Here is a 15,131-nt window from a genome sequence, read left to right as displayed (position 1 = left end):
AGCCGCTTCCGAAACGAAGCGGCTTTTCTTTTTTGCCCCACCTTTGCAGCTCCAAACGCATTCCCACTCATTCAGCCACTCCGCTACTCAGCCACTCCTAATATGACCGTTTCCCTGAAAACCGTTACCCTCGATAGCAAGCACCGCGAGCTGGGTGCCAAAATGGTGCCCTTTGCCGGCTACGACATGCCGGTGCGCTATTCATCTGACCTCGACGAGCACCACACCGTGCGCCGCGCCGTGGGCATGTTCGATGTGTCGCACATGGGCGAATTTCGGCTGCGCGGCCCCCAGGCCCTCGACCTCATCCAGCGCGTGACCAGCAACGACGCCAGCAAGCTCACCGACGGCAAAGCCCAGTATTCGTGCCTGCCCAACCACGACGGCGGCATCGTAGACGACCTGCTGGTGTACAAGCTGGCCGACGAGGACTACTTGCTGGTAGTTAATGCTTCCAATATTGAAAAAGACTGGAACTGGATTCAGCACCACAACACGCAGGGCGTGGAAATGGAGGATATTTCGGACCGCACCAGCCTGTTTGCCGTGCAGGGACCGAAGGCGCAGGCCGCTTTGCAGTCGCTGACCGATGTGGATTTGAGCAGCATCCCGTACTATTCCTTCGTGCAGGGCACTTTCGCCGGCGCTCCTGATGTGATTATTTCGGCCACCGGCTACACCGGCGCGGGCGGCTTCGAGCTCTACATTCCGAACGAAAGCGCGGCCATGGTTTGGGATAAAATCATGCTCGCTGGCCAGCCCTACGGCATCAAGCCCATTGGCCTGGGCGCGCGCGACACGCTCCGCCTCGAAATGGGCTACTGCCTCTACGGCAACGACATCGACGATACCACCTCGCCCCTCGAAGCCGGCCTGGGCTGGATTACCAAGTTCACCAAGGAGTTCACCAATTCCGAAAACCTCAAAAAGCAAAAGGAAGCCGGCGTGACCAAAAAGCTGGTTGGCTTCGTGATGGACGGCCCTGGCATCCCGCGTGGCCACTACGAGCTGGTGGACGCCGACGGCCAGAAAATCGGGGATGTAACCAGCGGCACGCAGTCGCCTTCGCTCAGCAAAGGCATCGGCCTGGGTTATGTGAAAACCGAGCTGGCGGCCCCCGGTACCCAGATTTTTGTGCAGATTCGCGGCAAAAACATGCCCGCCACGGTGAGCAAGCTGCCGCTCACCAAAGGCACGGAGGAGTAAAGCCGTAGTGCGGACTTTATAGTCCGCGTCCCCGCGTCGTTATACCAATACGCGCACTGCGCGGAGACGCGGACTACAAAGTCCGCGCTACATTTTATGCCCAAACTTGATATTTGCTTCTCGCCTGAGCTGCTGCCCTTGTATGACTTGCGCGGCAAGGTGGCCGTTATCGTGGATATTTTGCGGGCTTCCAGCACCATTGTCACGGCGCTGGGGGAGGGCGTGACCCACGTTTTCCCGGTGGCTTCGCTGGACGAATGCAGCGCTTACGGCCAGCAGCACGGCTGCCTAACCGCCGCCGAGCGCGACGGCCTCGCCGCCCCCGGCTTCGATTTGGGCAACTCGCCTTTCGGCTTTCTCGATGCCGCCCGGCCGGTGCGGGGCCGCGCCCTCACCATCAGCACCACCAATGGCACGGCCGCCCTGCGCCGCTCGCTGGCAGCGGAGGCCGTGGTGGTGGGCAGCTTCCTGAACCTGGCGGCTGTGGCCGATTTTGCCCGCCGCCAGCAGCGCGATGTGCTGGTGGTGTGCGCCGGCTGGAAGGGTCAGTTCTGCCTTGAGGACACGGTATTCGGCGGGGCGCTGGCCGAGCGGTTGAGCGCGGATTTCGACGTGCGCGGCTCCGATGCCACGCTGGCGGCGCTGAACCTGTGGGAGCAGGGTACGGCCGATTTATCGGCGTATTTGCTGCAATCGGCCCATGTTCGGCGACTCAACTCACTAGAAGCCAGCAAGGATTTTGAGTTCTGCCTACGGATTGATTCTTATGCTAATGTGCTGCCCGTGTGGCGGGAGGACCGACTGATGCCGTTATAATCCTTTTGTCATCCTGAGCGCCGCGAAGGACCTTATCACGTTGGATTTTTCTTGCGTAATAAGGTCCTTCGCGGCGCTCAGGATGACAAGGGAGAGCGGTTACTTCAGCTTCTCATTATCCTGATGCCGCTGGCTGTCGCGCTGGGTTTTCTTGGCCAGGTTGCGGGTCATCGCATCGGTGAGGTCGACGCCGGTTTGGTTGGCGAGGCAGATGACCACGAACAGCACGTCGGCCAGTTCGTCGCCCAGGTCCCGGTTCTTATCCGATTCCTTGAATGACTGCTCGCCGTACTGGCGGGAGATGAGGCGGGCCACTTCGCCCACTTCCTCTGTGAGGATGGCCATGTTGGTGAGCTCGTTGAAATAGCGCACGCCCGTGGTCGTAATCCAGCTATCGACGGTTTTCTGGGCTTCTTCGAGGGTCATGTGGATTCGAGGGTCATGTGGAAAGATTAAAACGGGTAAGATTTAAGCTGGCGAATCGAGCACGATGGTTACCGGACCATCGTTGAGCAGGCTGACTTTCATATCGGCCCCAAAAATGCCGGTGGATACGGGCTGGCCCAACTCGGCAGCTACCATTGCCACAAATTGCTCGTACAGCGGCTCGGCTACGGTGGGCGGGGCGGCCCCGATGTAGCTGGGGCGGTTGCCCTTGCGCGCATCGGCCAGCAGCGTGAACTGGCTCACCACCAGCACCTGTCCGCCGATGTCCTGCACGCTGCGGTTCATCTGGCCATTTTCGTCGCCGAAAATGCGGAGCTGTACCAGCTTGCGGCACATCCAGGCGAGGCAGGTTTGATTGTCGGTAGGGGCGAAGCCGGCCAGCACCAGCAGACCCGGGCCAATCTGGCCCGTAACCTGGCCCTCGACGGTGACCGAGGCTTGGCTGACGCGCTGAATAACGAGACGCATATTTTTTTCTGAGTGGAATGGGTAAAGCCGGAAGTTGCGCTGAATGTTGCGACGGCCGTGCCGACCTTCGCCGCCCGTCCGCGCCACTGCTCATGTTTCCATCCGACTCTGTAAATAACGCCCGCTTTTCCGCTAGCCGCCGCTGGTGGCTGCTGGGGGCGCTGGTGCTGGTGGCCATCAGCCGGCTGTGGCGGCTGGCGGAGGCCGGCGCACCCGATTCGGACTCGGTGCGCGACTGGCAGATAACCCAGCAGATGGCGCACGGCGATTTCTCGCAACTCTTCCACCACGGCAGCCCGGGGTTCAGCATTTTCTACCTGCCGGTGGCATTGGTTGCGCATCGGTTTGTGGTGCTGCAAACCATCAATGCGCTATTGGGCGTGGCCGGGCTGGGGTTTTTCGTGGCCTGGGTGAGCCGCAAAGCCAACCTCAACGGTCCTGAAACGGCGGGCCTCTCGCTGCTGGGCGGCACCTCGCTACTGCTCACATTTTCGGGCCGCGATTTTACCATGAGCTCGTTCAACCTTGTGCTATTTGCGGGGCTGTTGCGCAGCCATTTTGCGCGCTTACAGCAGCCCGGTCCTGCCGCATTGCCGCGCGTGGCCCTGTGGCTGGCACTGGCCCTGAGCGTGGACTATAAATTCCTGTTCACCATTCCCATCCTCTTGGTACTGGAGTGGTGGCAGGCCGACGGCCTGTGGCGGCAGCCGCGCACTTGGGGGCGGGTACTGGGCATCCTGGCTACGCCCTACATTCTGTTTGGTGCGCTGGGGTGGCTGGTGGGCCTGCCGTGGTACCGCTGGCTGGCGTTCTACGTGCGCGTGGCCTTCCCCAAAACCGCCAACCTGGCGGGCCGGCAAGCCACCATGAGCCTCGATAGTACCTATTACCTGCGCTATCTGGGTAGCTTCGAGTCGCCGCTGCTGCTGCTGGGGCTGGGGCTGGCGGCGTGGCTGGTGCTACGCCAGTGGCGGGCCGGTGGGTGGGCCGCTACCCGGCAGTGGACGGTAATGCCCTACCTGCTGGTGTGGGCCACGTTGCTGCTGGCCGGCATGTCGCTGGTGGTGAAAGCGCCCCGGGGGCTGCTGTTTGCCTACCTGCCGCTGGCCGCGCTGGCTGTGCTAAGCGGCCGGCGCGTGCTGCCCGGCTGGGCGCTGGCCGGGGTGCTGCTGGCCGCGGTGGGCCAGAATTTGTTCCGCATTCAGCGCGAGCTATACGCGCCGCTGCCCACGCGCTACCCGCAGGTGGCGACGTGGCTGCAACAGCACGGGGCTACGCACATAGCCAGTACCGTAGGCGTGAATCTGACCCCGTACCTGGACAATCAACAAACCCTGACCGTAGTCACCGACCAGCGGCAGCTACCGGCCCTGCGCCGCCAGGGCGTGCAGTACGTGCTACTCGACGGCTACCGGCACGTGGCGGGCGTGGCCCGGTTCGATTCGCTGGCCGCGCAGCGGCCGGTGGCGGCGTGGCCCGAGCCGGCGCTGCACCGGCCGCTATTGTTCCTGGAGCATTCCGAGTACACAGGGCTGGGCTATGCCCAAACCCTGGCCGCGTGCCAGGCCGCGCAGGCCGATTCGCTGCCCCTGCGGCTGTACCGGCTGCAATAACCACCGCATCAGCAAAAAGCGAAGCCGCTGGTCGCGGCCCTTCGATAGCGAGCTATCGGGGGCTGCGGCCAGCGGCTTCAGGGCAATAGTAGCAAAAGGCTAAGCCCGCACTACTGCGCCGTAGTGGGCAGCTTGTTCACGTCAACTGCCGGGATATTGGCTTGGTAGGCTCGGTTGATGGCCGTGATGCAGGTGTTGGCCAGCAGGGCATTGCCCCGGGGCGTGAGGGTGTAAAAGTCCAGCGAAAAGAAATTGCCCCGCACGGGCTCGGCCGAGTAAACTACGCCTCCGATGGCCACGGAATTGCCCACATTGGTAAACAGCAAGCCCGTATCCAGCGTGTACAGGCTCTGAGCTGGGTCGATGATGGGCAACTTGTAGAGTTTCGCCAATCCTTCCAAGCTCAGCGCCCGGCTGGTGCCGCCGTTATAGGTATTGATAATGCCGGTGAGAACGTTGAGCTCGGAGGCTTTCTCCAGCACATCGGCGTTGCGAATTGGGTTGCGTTCGTCGCGGCCGTAGGGCAGCATCAGGACGCTGGTACCCACCTGTACCGGCGTGAGCTGGCCCACGCGCGGCAGAGCCGTAGCCAGAATGTAATCTTCGTCGGTGATGGGCTGCGAGGTGCCAGGCACGAAGGGACTTTCGATGTAAATCAGGGCATTGTCGTGGTAGAAAGCCTGCAGGCGAGCTTCCACGTTTTTGCCCTGGCCCTGGCGCAGCAGCGGCAGTGATTTGATGTCGGGCAAGCGCATGATGATGCCTTTGCGGCCGTTGGCAGCCAGAACATCGAGGATTTTCCGGGCGTTGAGCTTCATTGTCTCCGCCAGAGCGGTCGAAACCGTACCGCAGGTGCCGCCGCTACGGATGTAGGGCATCAGCTCATCCAAACCCTGGAAATAGGTGAAGAAAGTGGCCGAGCTGGCGGCCGTCGTCACAGCTTGCAGGTAGGTACGGCTGTCGGCAGCAGGCAGCAGCCGTTCGAAGTAGGGGTTGAATGCGCCGCCGGGAGTGGCGTTGGTTTCGTTGCCGAGGCCGGCCACTTCAATCTGGCTGAGCTTGAGGCCCGGCACGCCCAGGTTCTGGGGCAATGCGCTGGCCGTGGCGCTGCGCGTGAACAGGCGCACGGTATCGGGGCCCCCGCAGGCGGCGGGGTCAATCACGGAGCGGCGCACGGCCGTGCCCGCTACCCGGCGTGCCCGAGGCTGGCCGGCCGCCGTGAAATCGAGCAGATTGAGGTAGCCCGTGCCCGTGCCGGCTTCCAGCGTGGGCTGCGTGAAGCTGCCGCCGCCCGAAGCCAGCGCAAATTGCTGGGCCATCAGGTTGGGAAACGAATACTGCTGGCTGGTGCGGGTGAGGCCCCCCGCGCTGAAACCCGCCGTGTAGCTGTCGCCCACAGCCAGGTAATGGCTCAGGTCGATGGCAGTGGTGGGGGTAGGAGTGTCCTGGGCCGGAGCGCAGGCATTGAGCAGCAGGGCGGTGGCGGCCACAAAGCCAGCGCGGCCCGACAGCGTAAAAGAAAAATGCTTCATCGCGGAAATCGGAATCGAAAATGCAGAATGAGGGACGTGGAGTCGACCGGCTTAGAATGCTACCGAAAGGCCCACCGAGGCAGTATTAACCGCCAAGCGGTACGTGCCGGCCACGTTGGATACCTTCTCATCGTTCTGGGAAACGCGGGCGGTGCGCAGCTGGCCGTAGTCGAAGGAATAAGCTCCTTCCAGGGCCAGGCGGGAGCTGAGCTGGTAGCTCAGGCCGGCCGATACGCCCACCCGGTTGGCATCAAGGAATTCGGGGTTAATATACTCGTCGCGCACGGGCGTCTCGTCGTAGTGGAAGCCGCCGAGTAAGGTCAGCTTGGGGCTTACCTGGTACTCGGTGCCCACGCGGAAGCTCAGCGCGTCTTCGTAGCGGCGCACGCTGCTTTGGGTGCGGGCGGGGGTGCTGCCGGTGGCGGCCACGTTCAGCTTCAGCGAATCGACCGCGCTCCAGCCGCTCAGGGAGAAGTCGAAGGTGAGCAGCAGCTTCTTGGTAATGTGGTCGGCAATGCCCACGGATAGCGTGCTGGGCATGCTAATGCGGGTAGTGAAGTCTGAGGAGGCGGGGGCCAGGCTGGCATCGCGGGTGGGCACGCCGGTGGTGGTGAGGGTGCCGTTGTTCATTTTCAGCTGCACGGTGCTGCGGTAGCTGATGCCGAAGGACAGGTTATCGCCGCTGCGGCCGTACAGGCCGGCCGTCACGCCAAAGCCCGAGCCGCTGGCGCTGAGCTGAGTCTGGGCGGTCGGGTCGTCGTATTGGCCCAGGGCACGGCGCTGGCTGTATTTGCCAAAGGCATACACAACCCCTACGCCGGCGCTAAAGTTGTCGTTGAGCCGAATGCCCACCGTGGGCTGCACAAAGTAGGTGTTAAGCTGGCTTTCCTGAATAACGGAGCGGCCTTCCCAGGTGCTGGGCCACTTGGTGTGGTAGCCGTAGGGCGTGGTGATGGCCAGGCCCAGGGCCACACGCTTATTCAGGGCGTGGGTGGCGTAGAGGTAGCCGCCGGGCTGCACCACCAGGTCCTGGTCGGTGCGCTGGTAGGTATCCTGGCCCACGAAGGAGGCGCGCCGTATCTGGCCAATGCCGCCAATGCTCACGCGGGTAAGAGAATCGGCCCACTGGCCCAGCAGGCCGGGGTTGGTGCTCAGGCTGGCAATGCTGTTGATATAGGCCGTGCTGGCCCCGCCCAGCCCCAGCACGCGGGCACCCTGTGGGCCGCCGTCATAGCCGCTGGCCAGGGCCGACGAAGCCGTTAATCCACAGAAGACAGGAATCAAGAAAAGAAGAGGTTGGCGCATACGGGCGGTTTTGCGGAAAATTGGGAAACAAATGTACACAGCCGCCGGGTAGTAGGCCAGCCCCCGGCCCGGGCCTCACGAAAGCATAACCCCGTGCCGCAAGGTTTGGCATGCCTAGCCAAGCCTTCCAAACATCGACCTGACCGCAAAATTGAGTGCTGTACACCGATATGAGACTGCATATCGGAAATAATAAGTGCGGGCAGAAAAGCCGAAGCGGCTGCCCAATTCAATGCTTCACCCCCAGACTGTCGAGCCGGTGCTGGTAGCGGCGGGCATTCAGCTTGTGCTGGGCGTAGGTTTCGGCGAAATCGGAAAAGCCGCTGCCATCGGGGCGGGCGCAGAAGAAGAGGTTTTTGTTGTGGGCCGGTTTGAGGACCGCCAGCAGCGAGCCGGGCAGCGGCGTGGTAATGGGGCCGGGCGGCAGGCCCTTGTGGCGGTAGGTGTTGTAGGGCGAGTCCACTTTTTTGTCCACGTTGAGCACGCGCTTGCGGGTGCCCAGGCCGTGCAAGGGCCAGAGCAGGGTAGGGTCGGCCTGCAGGGGCTGGCCGTTGCGCAGGCGGTTGAGGTACACGGCGGCGATGAGGGGCTTATCAGTGGGCTGGGCCGTTTCGCGCTGCACAATGCTGGCCAGCACGCTCACCTGCACGCGGGTCATCTTCAGCGAATCGGCCCGGGCCTGGCGCTCCGGCGTCCAGAACCGGCGGTAGCGGGCAGCCACCGAATCGAGGAAAACCGGCGCGCTGGTGTTCCATAGCAGCCGGTACTGCCCGGGAATAAACATGGTGCGAATGGTGCAGGTATCGAGGTGGTAGCGGCGTTGCAGGCCCTGGTTATCGCCCAGCAAAAGCTCCAGCTTGAAAGAGTCGGTTTCGAGCCGGCCGCACACCTTGCGCGGCAGCTGCTCAATGTAATGAAAGGGCTTCAGCTCAAACTTAACCGTGTCCTGCTGGCCCCGCATCAGCATTTTCAGCAGGTCGATGTTGCCCATGCCGGGGTCGAGCCGGTAGCGGCCGGGCTTCACGTGCGGCGGGTAGTCGTGGTGCTCGGCCATCCAGCGGAAAGTGGCCAGCTCGATAAGCAGCTCGTGCTTTTGCAGCGAATCGAGCACCGCCGCGTAGCCCGTGCCGGTGCGGATGTAGAGGTAAGCCGGCCCTTCGGGAAAGGCCACCACGTTGGGGCGGTAGGCCACGCGCCACCCCACGTAGCCCGCCACGAGCAGCAACGCCAGCACTACTCCACCGATTAAATAGCCGCGCCGCATCAAAACTTGCCTTCCACTAGTTCCGCCACGGCCGCCTCGAACGCTGCCCGCTCGGCCAGCCGCACAATCTCGGTGGGGGCCGCCGCGCGCGACTCACAATCTTCAATCGGGCAGCGCTCGCAGGTTTCGTTCACGATGCGGAAGGGCAGGGCCGGGTCGGCCAGGAAGCGGACGTGCTGTTTCAGGTTGTCGTCGCAGCGCAGGCCCACGGTCACGCTCAGGGCCACCTGGGTGGGCGTGCCGGCGCGGGCCAGCGTGAAGCACAGGTACTCGTCGTCGGTGCCGAAGTAGCGGGACTTCTGCGCGCCAGCCACGGTTACGGGCGCGTCGGCGGTGTCGGGTACGGGCAGGGCGCGGGCCTCGCTGATGAGGCGCAGGCTCACCCAGCGGCGGCAGTAATGCTCGTTCAGCTCGTTGCCGTGAGGGTTGTGCAGGCGGGCCAGGTGCAGCTCTTTGGTCAGCTCGTAGGGCGCCAGCGAATCGGCTTGGTCGAAGCGCAGGAAAAACAAGCTTTGCAGGCCAAAATGGCGCGGCAGCAGCGTAGTGAGGCGCTGCATAAACATCTCGGGGCTCACGTCATACTGCGTCATCAGGTTCAGCAGCAGCTCGGGCTGCCAGTTTTTGGCCCCGAAAAACTTCTTCACGTCGCGCAGCAGGCTTTCCTCCTCCATCAGCAAAGCCCCGGCAAAATAGGAGGCCTTGAAATTGTTCAGCACCTCATCGAAGGACCGTACCTGCAGGCTGCTGCTCACGTAAGGCCGCTCGGTCAGCTTCAGGTAGTTGAAGGCCACCTCGCGGCCCAGCACGAAAGCCTGCTGGCCCCGGCTCAGCCCCGGCCGCAACAGCAGGCGTTTGGTTTTGGGTTGAAACACGCTCCGCAGCCGCGCCTGGGTGGCCACGGTGTGCCGGCCCAGCGTCTCGCGGTCCAGCGTGTAGCCGTATTCTTCCATGAGCACGCGCTCCAGCTGGCCGAGGTCGAAGGGCGCGGCGGTGCTCAGCTGGTGGCTGCCCACGAAAGCCCGCACGTCCTGCTCCAGGTCCTCGAAGTAGTTGTCGTGCATTTCCTGAAACGAGCGCAGCGCGGCCAGAAACAGGTGCTCCTGGCGCAGCTCGTAGTTGCGCGCAATCTCGAAAATCGTGCTGATAAAGGCATTCATCCGGGCCGGCGCGTTGGCAATCAGCTCGATAATGCGGGCCGGCTCCAGCCCGTACATCTCCAGCGGGAATTCCTTCAGCATTTTGGAATTCAGCAGCTCGCCGATGGGCTCCAGCCGGCGCGGCAGCTCCAGCGAGGTGAGCTGGTCGTAGCGCACATTCAGCGCCTTGCTCAAGCTCAGAATCTTGTCCGCCTTGGGGTACTTCTTGCCCTTCTCAATCTCATTCAAATAGCTCACCGACACATCGCAGACCCGCGCCAGCTCGGCGGGGCTCAGGCTGCGCTCCTGCCGCAGCTCGCGCAGCTTCAGACCAAAAATGAGACGAACGACCTGGCCGTGGTTGAGCATAGCGTAAACAAAATTTTGGCATCGAACCCTGCGATATCTGACTACTTAAAATGGCCCTATTCCCCGCAGAGGTTCTTTTGACGAAGCTACGGCGACTTAGCTAAAGGCAGGGTTTAAGCGAATTTCAATTTATCAGCGAATATTCGCTGATAAATTGAAATTCGCAATGTATGTTTGTGTGAAGCCAAGCTTATCGCATTCCTCCGAATTGCCGGCAACAAGCGCCGCCCCACCGAAAACAAGCCTCTGCTACTCATTGCTCACTGTTAACTAACTCAGCTATGACTTTCACCGACCTCGCGCCCGCCCCCACGCCCACCTACCTCACGCCCGAACGGGTGAAGGTTCTCGGCACCTACTCGCCGGCTTTTGCCGAAATCCTTACGCCTTCGGCCCTGGCCTTCGTGGCCGAGCTGCACCGCCGCTTCGACCATACCCGGCAGGCGCTGTTGGCCCGCCGCGCCGAGCGCCAGGCCGATTTCGCCGCGGGCATTCTCCCGGATTTTCTGCCCGAAACCCAGCGCCTGCGCGAGCAGGAGTGGACCGTGGCCCCGCTGCCTCAGGACCTGCTCGACCGCCGCGTGGAAATTACCGGCCCTGTGGAGCGCAAAATGATTATCAACGCGCTGAATTCCGGGGCCAGCGTATTCATGGCCGACCTGGAGGACTCCAACGCGCCGACCTGGGACAACGTCGTGCAGGGCCAGATTAACCTGCGCGATGCCGTGCGCCGCACCATCTCGCTCAGCACGCCCACTAAGGAGTATAAGCTGAACGAGAAAACCGCCGTGCTCATGGTGCGCCCGCGCGGCTGGCACCTGGTGGAGAAGCACATTCTGGTGGATGGTGAGCCCATCAGCGCCGCGCTGCTGGATTTCGGCCTCTATTATTTCCACAACGCGCACGAGCTGTGCGCCCGGGGCACGGCACCCTATTTCTACCTGCCCAAGCTCGAAAGCCACCTCGAAGCCCGCCTGTGGAACGACGTGTTTGGTTTCGCCCAATGGTCATTGAAACAGCCCAAATGCGTTATCAAAGCCACGGTTCTGATTGAAACGCTGCCGGCCGCTTTCGAGCTGAATGAAATACTATACGAGCTGCGCGAGCACAGCGCGGGCCTAAACTGCGGGCGTTGGGACTACATTTTTAGCTACATCAAGCGGCTTGGGCTGAAACCCGAATTCCGGCTGCCCAACCGCGCTGAGGTAACCATGACGGTGCCCTTTATGGCCGCCTACTCGGCGCTGGTGGTGCAAACCTGCCACCGCCGGGGCGTGCACGCCATCGGCGGCATGGCCGCCCAGATTCCCATCAAAAACGACCCGGCCGCCAACGACGCGGCGCTGGATAAGGTGCGCCAGGACAAAATTCGCGAAGCTACCAACGGCCACGACGGCACCTGGGTGGCGCATCCCGGCTTGGTGCCGGTGGCGCTGGAAGTTTTCAACCGTCTCATGCCCGGCCCCAATCAAATCGAAAACAAGCGTCCCGACGTGCACATCACAGCGGCCGATTTGGTGAAAGCCCCAGAGGGCAATATCACTGAAGAGGGCCTGAAACTGAACATCGACGTGGCCATTCAGTACCTGGCCTCCTGGCTGGGCGGCAACGGCTGCGTGCCGATTTACAACCTGATGGAGGACGCTGCCACGGCCGAAATCAGCCGGGCGCAGGTGTGGCAGTGGCTGCACACGCCGGGCACCGTGCTGGCCGATGGCCGTCCCGTGACCACCGAGCTATATCGCTCCCTGGTGCCCGCGCAACTGGAGAAAATCAAAGCGCTGGTAGGAGAGAAGTCCTATGAAAATGGCCATTTCCTGAATGCCGCCCGACTTTTTGATAAGCTGGTTGTAAGCGAGAAATTCATCGAATTCCTGACTGTGCCAGCCTACGAGCAGCTGGCGTAGAGATGTAGCGTGGACTCTGCGAGTCCGCGCTTTAGCCGAACAATGCCCCTCGGGCGCGGACTCGCAGCGTCCACGCTACACCCCATTTCTGAACTTCAAAAAAGCTGCCTCAACAGGCAGCCTGGTACCTCTTTGCCCAAACCCAACCGTCCACCATTCAACCCAACTCCCATGAAAACGCACACCCAACGCGCCGCCGAAATTGCCCTCGACTGGGCTCACAACCCCCGCTGGATTGGCATCGAGCGCCCATACTCGCCCCAGGATGTGGTGAAGCTGCAAGGCTCCGTGCATATCGAGTACTCGCTGGCCCGGCAGGGGGCTGAGCGGCTGTGGGAGTTGCTGCACACCCGCGAGTACGTGGCCGGGCTGGGGGCACTCACCGGCAACCAGGCCGTGCAGGAAGTGCAGGCCGGCTTGCTGGCTATCTACCTCAGCGGCTGGCAGGTGGCGGCCGATGCCAACGGCGCGGGCCACATGTACCCCGACCAGAGCTTGTACCCCGTCGACAGCGTGCCGGCCGTGGTGCGCCGCATCAACAACGCCCTGCTGCGGGCCGACCAGATTCAGCACCTCGACGGGCGCAGCGACGTGCATTACCTCGCGCCCATCGTGGCCGATGCGGAGGCCGGCTTCGGCGGCAATCTGAATGCGTTTGAACTGATGAAGATGATGATTGAGGCCGGAGCCGCCGGCGTGCATTTTGAAGACCAACTCTCATCGGCCAAAAAGTGCGGCCACCTGGGCGGCAAAGTGCTGGTGCCCACCCAGGAGGCCATCAACAAGCTGGTGGCCGCCCGGCTGGCCTCCGATGTGCTGGGCGTGCCCACCCTAATTGTGGCCCGCACCGATGCCGACGCGGCCGACCTGCTCACGGCCGATGTGGACCCGCGCGACCAGCCCTTCATCCTGCAGGAAGCCGAGCGCACCAGCGAAGGCTTCTACCGCATCCGGTGCGGGGTGGAGGCCGGTATTGCCCGCGGCTTGGCCTACGCGCCATACGCCGACCTCATCTGGATGGAAACCTCGCACCCCGATTTGGGCGACGCTCGCAAATTCGCTGAAGCCATCCATGCCAAATATCCCGGCAAGCTGCTGGCTTACAACTGCTCACCGTCCTTCAACTGGGCCTCGAAGCTGAGCGTGGAGCAGATGGAAACCTTCCGCGAGGAGCTGGCCGCGTTGGGTTACAAGTTTCAGTTTATCACGCTGGCCGGCTTTCACGCGCTCAATACCAGCATGTTCGAGCTGGCTCAGGCCTACCGCCAGCGCGGTATGGCCGGTTATTCGGAACTGCAGGAGCGGGAATTTGCGCTGGCGAAGGAAGGCTACCAGGCCGTGAAGCACCAGTCCTTCGTGGGCACCGGCTATTTCGATGCCGTGCAGAACGTGGTGACCAGCAACCAGACCAGCACCGCCGCGCTGGTGGGCAGCACGGAGGAAGCGCAATTCTAGACCACGGATTCGCTCGGATTTTTCGGATTCCACGGATTTTGTAGTCGGCGCATTTTTAAATGAAAACTTCATAAAACAGAAAAGGCCACTCGTGCGAGTGGCCTTTTTTGTTTTACTCAGCCTGAGATATTTTTCTGTGATTGTACGTCACAAAATCCGTGAAATCCGAAAAATCCGAGCGAATTCGTGGTCTAGAAAGGCTGCTCGATTGAGGCGTAATCCTCGCCGTGCTTCTCCGCCGAGTCTTTCAGAAGCTGCTGCTGCCAGGGGCGCAGGGCCGCTTCGGCACCCAGTTCGATGATGTCGGCGATGAGGCGGTTGCTGAGCACCATGTTGGCCATCGTGCTGCCGTGGTCGGTAGCGAGGTGGCCTTTGAGGGCCATGAGCAGGGCTTCGCGGGCATCGGCGCGGGCGGCGGCGGGGCCGCTGAGGCGGCGGCGAAATGGGAACTTGCGCTGGTCGGCCGGTATCGGGGCATCAGGTTCCAGGTCCGTGGTGCCAATGGCGAGGAGCTGCTCGGCGTAGGGCGAGCGTTTCAGCTCGGGGTGCAGGCCGTTGGCACCGCGCAGTTGCAGGGCCGTTTCGAGTGGGTTGCGGGCCAGCTCGGCCAGCCGGTCGTTGCTGAGGACGTGGTAGGGCGGGCGGTCGAGCTGCCGGGCCACGGCGTCGCGCAGCATGTACAACTCCCGGAAAATGGGCATTTCCAGCGCGGTAATCTTGTATTTGGCGGCGTTGCGCGACCACGGGCGCGGGTCGTCGCGGCCGTAGCGCACGGCTTCGAGGGCCAGGTTTTCCTGGGCAGCCCAATCGGCGCGGCCCAACTCCTGCAGGCGGGCGCTGAGGCGGTCGGTAAGCTCGAAGAGGTAGAGCACGTCGTTGGCGGCGTATTCCTTCTGGGCTTCGGTGAGGGGGCGTTTCAGCCAGTTCGATTTCTGCTCGCCTTTGTCGACTTCGAAGCCCAACTCAGCCTGAATGAGGCGGCCCAGCGAAATATTATTATCCTCGGCGGCCAATAAAGTAAACTGGACGCTGGTGTCCACAATGTTGCGGCAATTGACGCTGAACACCTCGTCGAGCAACAGGATATCCGACTTGCAGGAGTGGAACACCTTGGCCACGGCCGGGTTGCGGAGCACCGCGAACAACGGCTCCAAATCCACGGCCATGTCGGGCAGGGGCAGGGGGTCAATCAGGTACACCTCGGTGCCATCAAACACCTGAATAAGTGCCAGGTGGCGGCCGTAACGGTGGCGCATATCATCAAACTCCAGGTCGATGCCGATGCGGGGCAAAGTGGCAAAGTGCGCGGCGGCGGAGGCAATGGGTTCGGCCGTGGTGAGGTAATGAATGGTGGGCATTGAGAAGCAAAGAAAAAGTCAGCGGCGCTCGTGGCTACGCGCTGCGGGGAATAGCGCGGTAAAGGTAGGGAAGTATGGCAGGGCCGCCGGATAATGTTAACGGAAATGTTAAATTCAGGATGTGTAATTACTTTCGTTTCGGCATCCAGTAGTAGGAGATTGGTAGTGACGAGGAGAAATTATTGCCAGTCTCTTATTTCCGGGCAGCTTTTTTTGCGGTTTACCCGAATTGCTATTCGGGGGTTTATTCATTTC

General features: G+C 62.0%; 12 protein-coding genes. 5 read left to right on the top strand and 7 right to left on the bottom strand.

Annotated features, from left to right (window positions below; translation table 11 throughout):
* Window positions 1-102: 102 nt before the first annotated feature.
* Both gcvT and ACYVM5_RS01810 read left to right on the top strand, forming a co-directional pair.
* A complete protein-coding gene (gene gcvT / locus ACYVM5_RS01815) occupies window positions 103-1,206 on the top strand; it encodes a glycine cleavage system aminomethyltransferase GcvT (protein ID WP_198067850.1) in 1,104 nt (367 codons plus the stop codon).
* A 96-nt stretch (window positions 1,207-1,302) separates the two neighbouring features.
* Window positions 1,303-2,022, top strand: coding sequence for a 2-phosphosulfolactate phosphatase (locus ACYVM5_RS01810; RefSeq protein WP_460616472.1), 720 nt, complete (start codon window positions 1,303-1,305; stop codon window positions 2,020-2,022).
* 99 nt (window positions 2,023-2,121) lie between these two features.
* Here the strand turns inward: ACYVM5_RS01810 and ACYVM5_RS01805 are convergent, their stop codons facing one another.
* A complete protein-coding gene (locus ACYVM5_RS01805) occupies window positions 2,122-2,448 on the bottom strand; it encodes a nucleotide pyrophosphohydrolase (RefSeq protein WP_460616471.1) in 327 nt (108 codons plus the stop codon).
* A 42-nt stretch (window positions 2,449-2,490) separates the two neighbouring features.
* On the bottom strand, window positions 2,491-2,937 hold the full coding sequence (dtd, locus tag ACYVM5_RS01800) for a D-aminoacyl-tRNA deacylase (RefSeq protein WP_460616470.1): 447 nt from the start codon (window positions 2,935-2,937) through the stop codon (window positions 2,491-2,493).
* Window positions 2,938-3,029: 92 nt separating this feature from the next.
* Between dtd and ACYVM5_RS01795 the strand changes: the two genes are divergently transcribed.
* Window positions 3,030-4,550, top strand: coding sequence for a hypothetical protein (locus tag ACYVM5_RS01795; protein WP_460616469.1), 1,521 nt, complete (start codon window positions 3,030-3,032; stop codon window positions 4,548-4,550).
* Between the two features lie 110 nt (window positions 4,551-4,660).
* Here the strand turns inward: ACYVM5_RS01795 and ACYVM5_RS01790 are convergent, their stop codons facing one another.
* The 4 genes from ACYVM5_RS01790 to ACYVM5_RS01775 form a co-directional block, all read right to left on the bottom strand.
* Complete coding sequence (locus ACYVM5_RS01790; protein WP_460616468.1) at window positions 4,661-6,082, bottom strand: hypothetical protein; 1,422 nt, start codon at window positions 6,080-6,082, stop codon at window positions 4,661-4,663.
* A gap of 51 nt (window positions 6,083-6,133) precedes the next feature.
* Window positions 6,134-7,366, bottom strand: a complete 1,233-nt coding sequence (locus ACYVM5_RS01785) for an OmpP1/FadL family transporter (protein ID WP_460616467.1) — start codon at window positions 7,364-7,366, stop codon at window positions 6,134-6,136.
* Window positions 7,367-7,616: 250 nt separating this feature from the next.
* Entirely contained in the window at window positions 7,617-8,621 is a 1,005-nt protein-coding gene (gene mltG / locus ACYVM5_RS01780; protein WP_460616466.1) for an endolytic transglycosylase MltG, read from the bottom strand.
* A 29-nt stretch (window positions 8,622-8,650) separates the two neighbouring features.
* Window positions 8,651-10,156 (bottom strand): helix-turn-helix domain-containing protein, encoded by a 1,506-nt coding sequence (locus tag ACYVM5_RS01775; RefSeq protein ID WP_460616465.1) that lies wholly within the window; start codon window positions 10,154-10,156, stop codon window positions 8,651-8,653.
* Window positions 10,157-10,437: 281 nt separating this feature from the next.
* Between ACYVM5_RS01775 and aceB the strand changes: the two genes are divergently transcribed.
* Both aceB and aceA read left to right on the top strand, forming a co-directional pair.
* Complete coding sequence (gene aceB / locus ACYVM5_RS01770) at window positions 10,438-12,063, top strand: malate synthase (protein ID WP_460616464.1); 1,626 nt, start codon at window positions 10,438-10,440, stop codon at window positions 12,061-12,063.
* A gap of 171 nt (window positions 12,064-12,234) precedes the next feature.
* Window positions 12,235-13,518, top strand: a complete 1,284-nt coding sequence (gene aceA / locus ACYVM5_RS01765; protein ID WP_460616463.1) for an isocitrate lyase family protein — start codon at window positions 12,235-12,237, stop codon at window positions 13,516-13,518.
* A gap of 191 nt (window positions 13,519-13,709) precedes the next feature.
* Here the strand turns inward: aceA and ACYVM5_RS01760 are convergent, their stop codons facing one another.
* Complete coding sequence (locus ACYVM5_RS01760; RefSeq protein WP_460616462.1) at window positions 13,710-14,876, bottom strand: ribonuclease D; 1,167 nt, start codon at window positions 14,874-14,876, stop codon at window positions 13,710-13,712.
* Window positions 14,877-15,131 lie beyond the last annotated feature (255 nt).

The sequence above is a fragment of the Hymenobacter ruber genome (genome assembly GCF_054783255.1).
This window is presented reverse-complemented; position numbering and strand designations above follow the sequence as displayed.